14 protein-coding genes are annotated in these 14141 nt (G+C 62.8%); 2 read left to right on the top strand and 12 right to left on the bottom strand.

Annotated features, from left to right (window positions below; all coding sequences use genetic code 11):
* Window positions 1-35: 35 nt before the first annotated feature.
* Window positions 36-1325, bottom strand: a complete 1290-nt coding sequence (locus IM764_RS06035; protein WP_194187276.1) for an adenylosuccinate synthase — start codon at window positions 1323-1325, stop codon at window positions 36-38.
* A gap of 172 nt (window positions 1326-1497) precedes the next feature.
* Between IM764_RS06035 and IM764_RS06030 the strand changes: the two genes are divergently transcribed.
* Entirely contained in the window at window positions 1498-2367 is an 870-nt protein-coding gene (locus IM764_RS06030) for a hypothetical protein (RefSeq protein WP_194187275.1), read from the top strand.
* Here the strand turns inward: IM764_RS06030 and IM764_RS06025 are convergent.
* Window positions 2364-3605 carry an aromatic acid exporter family protein gene (locus tag IM764_RS06025; RefSeq protein ID WP_099298177.1) on the bottom strand — a complete coding sequence of 414 codons (1242 nt, stop codon included), beginning with the start codon at window positions 3603-3605 and terminating at the stop codon, window positions 2364-2366. The two genes, IM764_RS06030 and IM764_RS06025, sit on opposite strands and share 4 nt — an antisense overlap.
* A gap of 315 nt (window positions 3606-3920) precedes the next feature.
* Between IM764_RS06025 and IM764_RS06020 the strand changes: the two genes are divergently transcribed.
* Window positions 3921-4952 carry a hypothetical protein gene (locus tag IM764_RS06020; protein WP_194187274.1) on the top strand — a complete coding sequence of 344 codons (1032 nt, stop codon included), beginning with the start codon at window positions 3921-3923 and terminating at the stop codon, window positions 4950-4952.
* 174 nt (window positions 4953-5126) lie between these two features.
* Here the strand turns inward: IM764_RS06020 and IM764_RS06015 are convergent, their stop codons facing one another.
* The 10 genes from IM764_RS06015 to gcvT form a co-directional block, all read right to left on the bottom strand.
* Complete coding sequence (locus IM764_RS06015) at window positions 5127-6146, bottom strand: endonuclease/exonuclease/phosphatase family protein (protein WP_194187273.1); 1020 nt, start codon at window positions 6144-6146, stop codon at window positions 5127-5129.
* A gap of 9 nt (window positions 6147-6155) precedes the next feature.
* Window positions 6156-6605, bottom strand: a complete 450-nt coding sequence (locus IM764_RS06010) for a DUF3151 domain-containing protein (protein WP_099298180.1) — start codon at window positions 6603-6605, stop codon at window positions 6156-6158.
* Window positions 6606-6612: 7 nt separating this feature from the next.
* A complete protein-coding gene (fbaA, locus tag IM764_RS06005) occupies window positions 6613-7647 on the bottom strand; it encodes a class II fructose-bisphosphate aldolase (RefSeq protein ID WP_194187272.1) in 1035 nt (344 codons plus the stop codon).
* Window positions 7648-7776: 129 nt separating this feature from the next.
* Window positions 7777-8940 carry a glycoside hydrolase family 76 protein gene (locus tag IM764_RS06000; protein WP_312098158.1) on the bottom strand — a complete coding sequence of 388 codons (1164 nt, stop codon included), beginning with the start codon at window positions 8938-8940 and terminating at the stop codon, window positions 7777-7779.
* A 53-nt stretch (window positions 8941-8993) separates the two neighbouring features.
* Window positions 8994-9662 (bottom strand): TrmH family RNA methyltransferase, encoded by a 669-nt coding sequence (locus IM764_RS05995; RefSeq protein ID WP_194187271.1) that lies wholly within the window; start codon window positions 9660-9662, stop codon window positions 8994-8996.
* Window position 9663: 1 nt separating this feature from the next.
* On the bottom strand, window positions 9664-10341 hold the full coding sequence (locus IM764_RS05990; RefSeq protein WP_228073438.1) for a lysoplasmalogenase family protein: 678 nt from the start codon (window positions 10339-10341) through the stop codon (window positions 9664-9666).
* The gene (pyrE, locus tag IM764_RS05985) at window positions 10334-10882 is read right to left on the bottom strand and encodes an orotate phosphoribosyltransferase (RefSeq protein ID WP_194187270.1); all 549 of its coding nucleotides are present in this window, start codon (window positions 10880-10882) and stop codon (window positions 10334-10336) included. The genes IM764_RS05990 and pyrE overlap by 8 nt, the downstream gene beginning before the upstream one ends.
* Before the next feature lie 61 nt (window positions 10883-10943).
* Window positions 10944-12467: a hypothetical protein gene (locus IM764_RS05980; RefSeq protein ID WP_194187269.1), complete on the bottom strand. Its 1524-nt coding sequence runs from the start codon at window positions 12465-12467 to the stop codon at window positions 10944-10946.
* Between the two features lie 16 nt (window positions 12468-12483).
* Window positions 12484-12867 carry a glycine cleavage system protein GcvH gene (gene gcvH / locus IM764_RS05975; RefSeq protein WP_194187268.1) on the bottom strand — a complete coding sequence of 128 codons (384 nt, stop codon included), beginning with the start codon at window positions 12865-12867 and terminating at the stop codon, window positions 12484-12486.
* A gap of 75 nt (window positions 12868-12942) precedes the next feature.
* Window positions 12943-14121, bottom strand: coding sequence for a glycine cleavage system aminomethyltransferase GcvT (gene gcvT / locus IM764_RS05970; protein WP_099298186.1), 1179 nt, complete (start codon window positions 14119-14121; stop codon window positions 12943-12945).
* Between the last annotated feature and the right edge of the window lie 20 nt (window positions 14122-14141).

The raw sequence follows: 14141 nt of genomic DNA, 5'->3' as shown, positions 1-14141 counted from the left end.
TTCGATTGTCAAAATTCGACAATCTCTTGCGAGACTTAGCTCTCCAGCACGTCGTGAACCACGATGGTCTGATCACGGCCCGGCCCCACACCGATGTAGGAGATCCGGCAGCCGGACAGCTCCTCTAGGCGCTTGACGTAATCCTGCGCCTTTTCCGGCAGGTCAGCGAACGTGCGGCACTCTGTGATGTCCTCATCCCAGGCCGGCATGGTTTCGTAGATCGGGGTGGCGTGGTGGAACTCGGTCTGCGTCATCGGCATCTCCTCCTGACGCACGCCGTCCACCTCATAAGCCACGCAGATCGGAATTTCGCCAATGCCCGTCAGCACATCCAGCTTGGTCAGGAACAAGTCCGTGAAGCCGTTGACCCGGGAGGCGTAGCGAGCAATCACGGAATCGTACCAACCCGTGCGACGCTTGCGGCCCGTATTCACGCCCACCTCGCCGCCCGTGGTCTGCAGGAACTCGCCCCACTTATCAAACAGCTCCGTCGGGAACGGTCCCGCTCCCACACGCGTGGTGTAGGCCTTGATGATGCCCAGCGAAGCAGTGATGCGCGTCGGGCCAATACCCGAGCCCACGCAGGCACCACCGGTGGTCGGGTTAGACGACGTCACAAACGGGTACGTGCCATGATCCACGTCCAACATCGTCGCCTGGCCACCCTCCATGAGCACCTTCTTGCCCTGGTCAAGAGCAAGATTCAGCTCGGTGCTGGCGTCGATCAACATGGGCTTTAAACGCTCGGCGAAAGACAGGAAGTACTGCACCACTTCCTCCACGTCCACGGCCTTACGGTTGTAGATCTTGACCAGAATCTGGTTCTTCTGCTCCAGCGCGGACTCAATCTTCTGCCGCAAAATGGACTCATCCAACAAGTCCTGCGCACGAATGCCCACGCGAGAGACCTTGTCCGCGTACGCAGGTCCAATGCCGCGGCCCGTCGTGCCGATCGCGCGCTTACCCAAGAATCGCTCCGCCACGCGGTCAATCGCCACGTGATACGGCGCCACCAGCTGCGCATTCGCAGAAACTCGCAGCCGGGACGCGTTGCAGCCGCGAGCCTCCAGGCCCTCGATCTCCTCGAAAAGCGCCTCCAGGTTCACCACGCAACCGTTGCCGATGATGGGGGTCGCGTTCTCCGAAAGCACGCCCGCGGGAAGCAGCTTGAGCTCGTACTTCTCACCGCCCACAACCACCGTGTGACCAGCGTTATTGCCACCGTTTGGCTTGACTACGTAATCGACACGCTCACCGAGAATATCGGTAGCCTTGCCTTTACCTTCATCGCCCCACTGGGCACCGACGACAATGATTGCTGCCATGAGCGCAGACACGTCCTTACAAGCTCGAGCATGGTGAAAGGGCAGCACAAAACGCGCGCCCTCCATAGACGTTTGTTCATTCTACGGCATCGGCACAACCCGCACGCCAGATCCTGCCAGCCCGCCGCGCACCCCCTACCGAGTTGTCTCGCCCCGCCCTAGTATCAGAAGCATGCTCCTCTACGTGTTCTGTGGCGATTCCCCGGTCCGGCCCCTCGCCGCCCCGTCAGGCCTGGGGCACGAGGACGTCCGCACCTTCGACCTCCCCGGCCTCCCCGGCCGCCGCGATCTGAAATTCCTCGACGAACTGCCCACCCGCTTCGTCCGCGGCAGCACGCCCAGCCTGGAGGACATCGCCGCGCAGCCGGACGTCGCACACCTCGGCTCGCCGCAGCCAGACCCGCACGAAGTCACCGAGCGCGTCCGCCTCATCGTCCACGGCTCCGACGCCGCCCTAGCCACCATCGTCGCCAAACTCATGCGCATCGATGCCCTCTGGGTCCAGGTCGCGTTCATCCCCTTGTTCCCAGACACCTCCCCGGTCGCCCGGAATTGGGGTCTTCTTCCCGACGCCAACCCCGAGCAACACCTACAATTCGCCCTCGAATCCGCGGTTCGCCCCACCACTTTGATTCGCGACGATCACGGCCAGGTAGTCCTCGGAGCTGCAGAAATCACCGGCCCGAATGGCGCGAGCGGGGAGATGATCGGCGAGGCGATCGTGGATTCCAGTGTGCTGTACAACTACGACCCGCAGCGCGCGCAGATGTCCGCCTTCACCCACGGCCTGCGCATGATGCCCACGATGGGCGCCCCAGGGCTCGTCGCGGTTCCGCTGCCCGCTCCAGAGAACAAGAAGGGTGGATGGTGGACGCGCTGGCGTCGGAAAGAAAACATCCAACCGCCGGTGCTGGAAGGACGGGCGCTGCAAACAGGAGGGGTTGACCTGCAGGTCACGCGCGACGGCCTGGCGCACCCCCGCGCGCTGAAATCCGTGACGTTCTACCGGCACTTGCGCGACGGGCAGTTCGTGCGGAACTAGCTCTCCCAGCCGCGCACTTCGGGCGGTTGCCGAGGCGTTTCCACCGTCGGGACGAGTGCGGCCATCGCGGACTCGTGAGAAAACCCGCAGACCTCGAGGGCGTCCACGATGATGCTCCGGCACTGCGCCAGCACCACAGTGCCGGACAGGCCCGCGCCCTCCGCCAACGCCGGGCTGGCCTGCGCGGCGAGCCACTGCAGATTGTGCACGATCTCCGGGATCTCCTGCATCTCCTCGCGAGTACCGCGCGTGCCTCCGCGCTCATACAGAGCGCCGAGGTGGCCCAGCTCGTTGGAAATGCCGCGGATCAGCGCGATCAGCTCCTCCTTCGGGCGGACGTTATCGCCCACCATGATCCCCGCGCGGCGAGTGAGCACGCGGGTGTTGCGCATGATGTTATCCACGGGCGTGAGGATGCGCGTCATGGAGCGCGAATGGCGCTTGGCGGTCCAATAAATCGGGGAGAGCGCGACCACTTCCGAGCCGCCGCCGGCCTCTGAAAGCATGACATTCACGCTGGTCTGGGTGCCGCGGGCAGTCTCTAAAGCCTCGGAGATGACTTCCACGTCCATCACCTCGATGCCCGCGGCAACGTCATCCAAGACCAGCGTGGCCTTGGAAATCAGCGTGGCCATCTCCCGGCGCGCGGGGCGCAGTGGGGAATTCGGAATCGTGGCCAGCACAAACAAGCCCAGCAAACCGCCGACGAGGGCGTCGAGCATTCGGTCGAAAGCCCCCGACGTGCCCGGCGGAATGATCGTGGCGATCAACACCGCAGTGGAGGCGGACTGGATGGCGACCATACCCGCGCGATCCACAAACGTGCCCGCGATGATGGCCATGAACACCACCACGGATACCTGCCAATAGCCAGAGCCGATGAAGTGGATCACCACGTCGCCCACGCCCACACCTACGGTGGCGCCGAGCACCAGCTCGAAGGAGCGGCGCGTGCGGCGACCGCCGGAGACACCCAAGCTGATGACGGCGGCGATCGGCGCGAAGAAAGCATTGTGGTGGTCGAAGATATTTTCTGCAGTCCAGAACGCCAGACCAGCGGCGATGGCGCACTGAATGGCAAAGATCAAAGTCTCGCGGACGCGGATGATGGACTGGCGCGGGGCCATGCGACTGAGGTTATTGGCGGCAGCGCGCACGCCGGGACTGCGGCGCACGAGGTGACGCAGGCGCGCGCGGGCGGTTCCGGTGAAATCCTCACCATCAGCTTTCTCAACCATGGTGCTTCTCACCATACTCGGTGGGCTCGGTGGGCTCGGTGGGCTCGGTGGGCTCGGTGGGCTCGGTGGCAGTTTTGCTCATTGCAGAATGTGGGGGGCATGGGGGTTGGGTGCTCTGGGCTGGTTCTGGCGAGCGTGCGCTGCTGGCCGTGCTGGGCGCGACTTTCACAATTTTTCCCCAACTGCTCCCGCCAAATCCCACCAGCAACACCGACCTGGGCAAACGCCAGAGCTGCAAACTTGTTGGGGAAGAATTGTGAATCTGGGCGAGCCCTCACCCAGCAAACCCCCAAGACGTGTGCCAATTTAAGGAGAATGAAGGTACTCGGGGGCGTACTGATCATCACTCGCCATCTCAATGCTGCAGAACGCAAGCAGATCGCCACGCTGCGCAGGCAGTTTCGCATTTCCAGAATCCGGCCCGGTGCATATGTCATCCGCGAGCGATGGAACACGCTCACCCCACAGCAGCAGCTCCACACACGAATCGCAGCAGAAGCTCTATGCCAGCCCGAGCTGACTGTCATCGGCCGCTCGGCTGCCGCCCTGCTCGGGCTAGCCACGCCCACTCACCACCCCACAACTCTGCCCATCGAACTCGGCTCAGAATCAAGCACCTGCCGTCTACGCCCTCCCCCGCGCCCACTCAAGGACCAGCTCAGAGCTGAGACTCCCCTCCCCGTCCGCACACGAAAACTCCCCGCCAGCCACCGCACGCGCAGCTTGCTGATGCGCACCGAATTTGGCGACCTGAGGGTGAGCTCCCCGGCAGATATGTGTGCAGAACTGGCGCTGTGGTGCCCACTGAATGAGGCTGTCGTGGGCATTGAATCCGCATTGAGACACCAGGACATCAGCATGCGAAAAGTTGCCGAACTTCTGCGGGACCGGCACGGCAAACCGGCCGCTGAGGAAGCATTATCACTGGTCACGCGCTTTTCTGAGAGCCCGCGGGAATCCGAGCTCAAGATCCGCATGTGGGAAGCCGGCCTCCCCGCGCCTTATCAACAAGTCGAGATCATCAACGACCTAGGGATGGTTCTGGGGCGCGTGGATTTCATGTTCGCCTGCGGCCTCATCGTGGAATACGACGGCGCGGAGAAGTATCACCTCAACGGCAACTCGCGGCAGTCGATGACCACCGAGCAGGTACTTTATGCCGAAAGAGTGCGGGAAAAGCTGCTGCAGAACGAGGGCTTTGTGGTTTTTCGCGTGGACGCCAGCTCCTTCCGCTCGGACCTATTCCTCCTGCAGATCCAGGAAATACTGGAAAGGCTGCGCGCCTCCCCGCTGGGGATTAGTCCAAGCCGGTGGAGGGCGGGCGGCCTGGCGTGGAGCAATGACTAGGTTTCACAATTCTTCCCCAACTGCTCCCGCCAAATCCCACCAGCAACATCGACCTGGGGAAACGCTAAGGCTGCAAACTTGTTGGGGAAGAATTGTGAATCTGGGCGCTGAGCCTGGGCGCTGAGCCTGGGCGCTGAATCAAGGCTGTCAGTGTGAGCAGTCTGGGCAGCGAGGCTACGGCGTGATGTCCGCCCACACGCCGCGGTGATCCGTCCCCGCGACCCTAAACTGCCCGCCGTCATGGCACTGGCCGGTAGTCAGGATGTGATCCAGCCGCAGCACGGGAAGCTTCGCAGGCCACGTCGGAGTGTGCGCCAGATGCCCGGTGCAGTCCTGAATCCCCAGCGCACGGAAGCGGGGATGCGCCCGGGTGGCGTTGAAGTCTCCCGCCACGACCAGTCCTTTCGACGCAGACTCCGCCTCTTCCGTCGGGTTCTCAGCCACAAACTCATCAATCCAGCCACCGAGGTTCTGCAGCCCCTGATCCCAGCTCTCCACGGTATCCGGCATGGGCGTCAACGGGTGCGCCCCGACAATCTGAGTTCCGGCTGGCCGTTTGCCCAAGCCACCCGAACCACCCAGCAGCACCGACGGCATTTGAAACTGCGTCAGCCCCAAGTCCCCTTGAGATGAATAATCCTGCTCAGGCCGCACCAAGATGGCTACCCCTTCGGCGCCACTTGGTCCGGGACGAATGCCAGACAGGTCACCACCCGCACCACCAGCCAGGTCACCGCCGTCACCGCCCGCACCAGCACCGCCACCCACATCAGCAGCCACCAGCCCCGTCCCCTCAATTACCGCCGCGGTCTCCTCCGGGCTCGTTTCAGAAAGGATCACCACGTCCGGATCCAGCTCCTCAAGCCTCTCAACAATCTGCGCATCCTCAGCACGCTGAAAGTAGGTATTGAGGGCGACGACGCGGAGGGTGGAAGAGTTGGCGTCGGGAAGAAAAGGGGCGGGAACGCGCGGCACAACCACCACAAGAAGCAGCGCGACCAGAGCAAACGCCCCCGCGCGCGCAAAAGAACTCAGCAGACCAATACCAAAAACCGCCCCCACGGCGGCCACAAAAACGGTGGCCTGCAACAACCCCACGTACGGCCACGTCGCGGTCAACCCCGGCGGCCACGCCACCGTGGACAACCACAGCAGCGAGACCACCAGAACGACTACCGCGACAGCTCTACGCACGGCGGAAAACTAATCCAGCAAACGCATCGCGGGAGCGGCGGCTGGATCGCAGTCATGCAGGAGGTTGAGGCAGCGGATAACTTCCTCTTCCTCGTTGATTGCGCGCGCCGCAGAAACCAGCGCGCCAATGGCGCGCAGCACGCCACGGTTCGGCATGTGATCCCACGGCACTGGGCCGGTTCCGCGCCAACCGTTGCCACGCAGCGCATCTAGGCCACGGTGGTAGCCGGTGCGCGCGCAGGCGTATGCGGTCACAGCGTCACCGGCGGTCAGGTGGCGTGTGGCCAACGCTGCCCACACGCCACTGTCCTTCGGGTTCTCCTCAGCCAAGGCTTCCAGCGCTTCCACGCTGGCGCCCGCGACCTCGGCGTTTACTGCCGTGGCCAGCTCTTCTGGCAGACGAACCTCTGGCTTCTCGGAGCCGAAGAGGTCCCGCCCGCCACGTAGTTGCTCACTCATATATGCCTTACTTAGCGGTCGATGTGCCTGCGGAGTGCAGGTCTTGGCAGGCTTCCACAACGCGGGCGCTCATGCCCTCTTCTGCCTTCTTCAGGTAGGAGCGTGGGTCGTAGACCTTCTTGTTGCCCACTTCACCGTCGACCTTGAGCACGCCATCCCAGTTGCTGAACATATGGCCAGCGACAGGGCGGGTGAACGCGTACTGGGTGTCCGTGTCCACGTTCATCTTGATCACGCCGTAGCGCAGTGCTTCTTCGATCTTTTCCTTCTCGGAGCCGGAGCCGCCGTGGAAGACGAAGTCGAATGGCTGGGAGCCGGCATCCAGGCCGAGCTTTTCAGAGGCGACCTTCTGGCCCATGTCCAGGACTTCTGGGCGCAGCTTCACGTTGCCTGGCTTGTACACGCCGTGGACGTTGCCGAAGGTTGCGGCCAGCATGTAACGGCCGTTTTCGCCGGTGCCGAGGGCATCGACGGTCTTACGGAAGTCCTCTTCGGTGGTGTACAGGTTGGCGCCAGCCTTGGCTTCCACGCCGTCTTCTTCGCCGCCGACCACGCCGATTTCTACCTCGAGGATGATGTTGGCTGCCTTGGACTTAGCCAGCAGGTCCTGGGCGATTTCGAGGTTCTCATCGATGGGCACTGCGGAGCCATCCCACATGTGGGACTGGAACAGCGGGTTCTCGCCGGCTTCCACGAGCTTGCGGGAGATCTCCAGGAGTGGGCGGACGTAGCTGTCCAGCTTTTCCTTCTGGCAGTGGTCGGTGTGCAGGGCAACGTTCACGCCGTAGTGCTTTGCCGCCTCGTGTGCGAATGCTGCCAAGGCGGTGGCGCCTGCGACGGTGTTCTTGACGTTGAGTCCGGAGCCGAATTCTGCGCCGCCGATGGAGAACTGGATGATGCCATCGGATTCAGCGTCTGCGAAGCCCTTGAGGGCTGCGTTGATGGTTTCCGAGGAGGTGCAGTTGATCGCGGGGTATGCGAAGCCGCCTTCCTTGGCCTTGTCGAGCATGTCTTGGTAGTGAGACGGGGTTGCAATTGGCATGGATGCCTCCTGTGAGTTTGCAGACTTTCTACCCTGGATTATGCCTGTTTCGCAGGCGCTGTGGGGTTGGGGTTGTCCGTGTTAGGCCCAATTTGGGGGCTGTTTTGTTTTTCGACGCCAGCTCCGAATTCACTCCGCGAGCATCACCTTGGCCGCGGCTTCCATGGCCATCCATCCGGACAGCTGCACGGACAGGTCCCGCTCGGCGATGTCGGAGCTGGCCACGGCGCCGGCAATGGTCGCGCCGATCAGGCCGCCGGCCTGGGGCAGCACCGCGTCCTTTTCCCAGTTGGCACTGAACACAGGCAGTCCGTCTACTTCCAGGCGGCTCAGCCAGATGGCTTCGGCGGTGTTGAGCACCAGCTGCTTGGCGCGGCGGCGTGTGCGCTGGGTAGCTTCGCTGGTGCCGGGCAAGGAGGTGGCCACGAGTGCGAGGTAGCGCATGAGAATGCCGTTGAACAGGCCGCCGTCACCGCCGCCGGTGCGCCAGTTGATCACGCCGGCTTTGTTGGCCATGTGCTCATCCACGGCCTCCACCAGCTGGTGAACGCGGGTGATGTGCGAGATTCCCACGCTGGAGACCTCGCCGGGCTGCACTCCGGCTTGATTGCGCTGGGCGATGGCCAATTCCGTGCACGCACCCAGCATCACGCCTTGGCAGTAGGAGTGGGTATCCACGGCGTTCTGCGCTCCGTGCATGCGCATGTGCAGGCCGTCCATGACCAAGCCTTTTTCGCTGATGAGGTTATCGAAAACCCAGTCCACTAGGTGTTCGGAGAGCTCCAGCTCCCCCACTCGCGCAGCGAGGATCGCGGCGGGGCCGTTGGTGGGCACGTTGTAGAAGTTCTCGTTGGTGCGCCACGGCAGCACACCGGTGAGGCTGTCCACGCCATCGAAGATGTTCTGAATCAGTTCGTTGCGGCCACGGATGGCTCCAAACTTGGGCAGGGTTTCGGCGCGGGTCAGGGCGAGAGCGAGCCAGGCTTTGTCGTCGTAGTAGTTGTTCTTGCTCAGCTTGCTCAGGTTGCGGATCTTGATCGCGCGGATGGTGCGACGCAGCGTCTGGATGCGGGACTTAGTGCATCGGCGCTGTGCCGCGTCCACCTGATTGTCCAGGTAGTGCGCTTGCCACCAGTAGTGCCAGCGGACGAAGAACTTATCGCGTGTGGTTGGTGGCCAGGCGATAACGGCCAGATTTGTGCGCGGGAGTCCCCACAGGCGGGTGGTATGACGCTCAGTCACCGCCTGTTCAGCGAGGTCTGCTCTATATTCCCAACGAACCGGCACGTCCACCGTTTTCAGACACCTTCCTCGGGCAATTCTTGCGCGCTTTTCTCCCTCAAGAATTACCAGCTATTGCGCAGATCTGCGTGGAGCTTCACCCATGCGTGCATAGCAATACCCGCTGCTACACCCGCATTTATGGAACGGGTGGAACCGAATTGCGCGATGGATACCGTCATCGACGAGCCCGTCTGCGCTTCGTGGGTTACGCCTGGGCCTTCTTGGCCGAACAGAAGCAGGCAGCGTTCGGGCAGTTCGGCGGTTTCCAGCGGCACGGATCCGGGGGTGTTGTCCACGGCCACCACGGTCAGGTCGTGGGCTTTGGCGTATTCCAGCACGCTGCTGACATCCGCGTGGTGTATGAGGTGTTGGTAGCGGTCGGTGACCATCGCGCCGCGTCGGTTCCATCGCTTGCGGCCCACGATGTGGACGGTATCCACGGCGAAGGCGTTCGCTGTGCGGACCACGGTGCCGATGTTGGAATCGTTTTCGAAGTTTTCGATAGCGATGTGCAGCGGATGCCGGCGGGTATCGATGTCCTCCACGATCGCCTCGCGCGTCCAGTAGCGGTAAGCGTCCACCACGTTGCGCTTATCGCCTTCGTCCAGCAGTTCTGGGTCGTAGCGCTGCTCGGTGGGACGGGGCTCACCGGGGTGTTCGTCCTCCCATGGGCCCACGCCCACGGGGTGCGCGTTCCATTCGGTGGGGCCGGGCTTGTTTTCCTCGTCCACGCTATTTCCCTCCCACGATGTACTCGGCAAGCCGATCCACCAGCAGCATCTGCGCCACCACGTAGGTAGCCATCACGGCACTGTCGGTCAGCGCGTCCAGGCGCGAGCCATTGCGCAGCAGTGTCAACCGCCCCAGAATCAGTCCGTCGGAGACCACGAACAAGTTTCCACCCAGCGCCGCATCGGGTCGCGAATCTTGCGCCAGCACGCTGGTGGTCGCCAGGGCCGTTCCGTAGCCCACCGCCGCTGGGAGCGCCTTTTTGTTTCTTATCGACGCCAACCCAATGCCACCCAGCATCGCCGGAATCCTCAGCGCCACATTCCTTCCAGTAATTCGCGCGCCTGCCCGCAAAAAGAGCGCATGATAGGCCAGCTGGTTAATGGCGAAGGCCGCGCTGCCGCGGTTGAGATTGCTCGCGCGAACGGCAGGATCTTCACTTCGGGAATCCTTACCCATGAGGACAATGTCCCCTACCCAGCCGCCAGTAAGTCCCGCGACGAGCAGCCCAGTATCCAGCGGCTTGTTCGCCGCAGCTCGACGATTCGAGGCGCTACTGAACAGCGCACTGGATGCCACAAGTGTGGGCTTAACGCGGCGGGTGGTGGCGTCGGAAGGAATGGCGGCGGCCACCACGGACAACGCGGCGACGGCAAGGTACGCCGGGCGCAGGTTAAGCAAGGCCGAGATCCTCCAGGCCCAGCAGGCTGCGGTACTCCACGCCCTCGGCCTCGATGACGTCCTTGGCGCCGGTCGCACGGTCCACCACGGTGGCCACGCCCACCACAGTCGCGCCCGCTTCCTTTGCGGCAGCTACGGCGGTCAGCGGGGAGTTTCCGGTGGTGGTCGTGTCCTCCACGATGAGTACGCGCTTGCCCTCGATGTTGGGCCCCTCGATACGACGCTGCATGCCGTGCTTCTTGGCCTCCTTACGCACCACGAAAGCATCCACGTCATCGCCCGCGTGCATGATTGAGGTCGCCACGGGATCCGCGCCCAAGGTCAGGCCGCCAACGTGGGCGTAATCCCAGTCCGCGGTCAGCTCACGAAGCAGCGAGCCGATGAGCTTGGATGCCTCGCGGTGGAGGGTCGCGCGACGCAGGTCAACGTAGTAATCAGCTTCCTTGCCAGAGGACAAGGTAACCTTGCCGTGCACAATCGCCAGCTCCTTGACCAGCTCGGCGAGGCGCTGCTTGTTCGCTGCGTTAATTTCTGCGGACATCTAAGGGTTCCTCCACTGTGATCGGGTTCTCCCCGAGAGTCTAGTAGAGGGCGGGACAAACCTAGTCCTCGTCGACGATCTCACCGTCAACCGTCTCAATATCTTCTGTCTCCACTGCCTCGATTGGCTCCGGCCGCGCATGCCGAGCATCGGGGGCGCGGTGACGTCCCCCGCCTGACCTGCGCCGATGATCGCGCCGCAGCCGGGAAATGTGAGACAGTGCTTCCTCTTCTTCGGCGTACTTCACGCCCTCGGCCGGCTGCACACTATCCAGGTACGGCGTCACGGGCTCCTCGTGCGCCGCATCATCGGCGGAGTACTCGTCAAAGATCGTCGCCTCGTGCTCCTCGTCCGAGCGAATGACGTGCGCTCGGCGCGCGGTGGATGGTTGGATGTGCTCCGGATCCTCGCCCAGCTTAGGCAAGTGCCCTTCCGGATCGGCATCGTCTGCATCCGCGACGTGGAAATCCTCTAATCGCTCCGGGTCGCCCTCGCTGCGCCCCGTGGATCGCGAAGGGAACACCACGGGCTCAGCGGGACGGGTAATGTCCGGCCGCTCGTTTTCCAACGCGTCCTCTGCAGCCTCCCCCGCCACGACATCGCCCACCGGCTCCACGTCGGGTACTGCACGCAAGTGTCCGCCGGCCATTTCGTCGTCTAGGTTTTCTTCCTTGTCGACGCCAGCGCCCACCGCCTTCGTGTGAGTCTCAATGACCAAAGCTCCTCCTGGCATGGGGCGGGTCTGGTCGGCGAGGTCCATCTCCAGCGGAATGCTCAAGCTCTCCGGTGGCAGCACCATCGCCGCGTCCGCGAGGCTCCGCACGTGCGGCAGGATCTTGTCCCAGACGCTCACGTCCAACTTTCGGGAGATCCGCAGGATCAGCCAGTCCGCTTCCCACACCACTTCGCTACTAACCTGCGATAACGCCTGCAGGCCGTCCTCCACCCGCGCGTCGAGCATACGGTCTAACGCGCGAACATCCGAGGTATAAGCCACAAACGGAGGCTGGTCCAGCGGCTCAATGCGGCGCATGCCCTCGGGCATCGGCAACTCCGTGGAATAATGCACACTGACCGGCGACGGATCCACGCGGCGCATTGCCACGAGGGTGTGACCACCCACGTCCGCAAAGTGCGTCAAATGCCCTTCGGTGAAACCGCTGACCACGTCGCGCGCCACCGGGGAGCCCTCAGAATCATGACCAGCCCCCACCACGGACCGCGGCCATGCCGCAGCCAGGGACTTATCTTCCTTCGCATACTCAAAGCCGTGCTGGGAAGCCCACACGCGCCGCTTCCTGCGCGCACCGCCGAAGCTCAGTCCACCCGAGCCGGAAGTCTCCTCCGCGACTGAGTCCACCGCAGGCTCCGGCTCCGGTTCCGGTTCTGGCGCGGGATTGTCCTCCAGCCAGGAATCCATCTCGGAGTCCTGCAGACGGTCATCCTCCTGGGACAAAGAGGAAGACGAAAGCGGCTCGGGGTTGGCGTCGGCACGAAAAGAAGAGGAATTCGCACGACGAAGCATCCACACGGCAAGGCCGAGCAGCAACAGCCCAAAAACAAGGGCAAACCCCGAACCGCTCATAAGTAGCTAACGAAAATTACTCGTTGGCAGCGGCGTACTCGCCGGAATCCATCAGCTCACCAGCTTCGGTGACCTTGACCTCGTACAACCAACCATTGTTGTACGGATCCTCATTGACCAGACTAGCGTTATCGGCCAGCTCCTCGTTGATTGCAACAACCTCGCCGGAAACGGGAGCGTAGATGTCAGACACGGACTTGGTGGACTCGACCTCGCCGAACGCCTCGCCAGCCTCGACCTCGTCACCCACCTCAGGAAGGTCAACGAAAACAATCTCACCCAGCGCCTCAGCAGCGATGTGGGTGATGCCCACGCGCACGGTGTCACCCTCAGAGATAGAGGTGGAATTCACCCACTCATGCTCTTCGGAGTACAGGTATTCGGTAGGCAACGTAGCCATATTGGAGCTCCTATCAAAGCGTGAATTGTTAATGCGCTGGTCAAGACTTTACACCAGCGCTAGACAGAAATGGGGTTACTTCTCGCGGGTGTAAAACGGCAGCTTAACCACGGTGTACGGGTGGCGCTTGCCGCGGATATCAACCTCCACGGTGGCACCTTCCGTGACCCCGTTGTCCTGGGCCTCGGTGGAGACATACGCCATGGCGATGGGGTAACCGAGTGTCGGCGACAGCGCGCCGGAGGTGACCTTGCCGATGGCCTGCTCGCCCTCGGCGGTGAAGATTTCATAGCCACCGCGAGCAGCGCGACGACCCTCGCCCGCCAGGCCAATCAGAGCCTGCTTGGTGCCCTCTTCCTTGGCAGCAACGATGGCATCGTATCCCACGAAAGAATCCTTGGACTTGGTTGCTGCGAGGATGCCCAGACCGGCATCCACAGGGGTCAGCTCGAGGGACAGCTCGTTGCCGTACAGCGGCATACCGGCCTCCAAACGGAGGGTATCGCGGCAGGCCAAGCCACACGGCTTGCCACCCAGCTCGCCGGCCTTCGCCATGGCCTTGGCCCACACGGCCTCGGCTCCATCGTTGCCCACGATGATCTCAAAGCCATCCTCACCGGTGTATCCGGTGCGCGCGATGATGCACGGCTGACCGGCCACAATGCCACGGAATGCGGCGTAGTAGCCCAGGCCTTCGATGGCGGTGGCCACGGTATCGCCCGCGCCGGATGCCTCAGGAGCATCGGTGACGTTTTCCACCACATCCACCATGACCTCAGCGGCCTTGGGGCCTTGCACGGCGATCATGGAGGTCTCGAAGGACTCGTTGGTCACGGTGACATCGAAGCCTTCGGTGCGCTCCTGCATCGCAGCGAACACGGCATCAGCGTTGCCCGCGTTGGGGATGACCAGAAACTCGTCTTCTGCCAGGTGGTAAGTGATCAGGTCATCGATGATGGTGCCCTGCTCGGTGCAGATCATCGAGTACTTGGCCTTGCCCACCTTCACGGCGGCGATGTTGGAGATGAACGCGTGGTTCAAGTACTCCGCGGCCTGCGGTCCGGTCACGCGAACTTCGCCCATGTGGGAGAGGTCAAACACGCCCACGGCCTCACGGACCGCGCGGTGCTCTTCCAGCTCGCTGCTGTACTTCAGGGGCATGTCCCAGCCGCCGAAGTCGGTGAAACGCGCATCCAGCTTCTTGTGAACCAGGTGCAGCGCGGTGTGCTTCAAATCAGTGTTCTCGGTGCTCATCGAGTGCCTTTCGCTTGAGG

This window comes from Corynebacterium sp. ED61 (assembly GCF_015233855.1).
In the GTDB taxonomy this organism is placed as follows: domain Bacteria; phylum Actinomycetota; class Actinomycetes; order Mycobacteriales; family Mycobacteriaceae; genus Corynebacterium; species Corynebacterium dentalis.
This window is presented reverse-complemented; position numbering and strand designations above follow the sequence as displayed.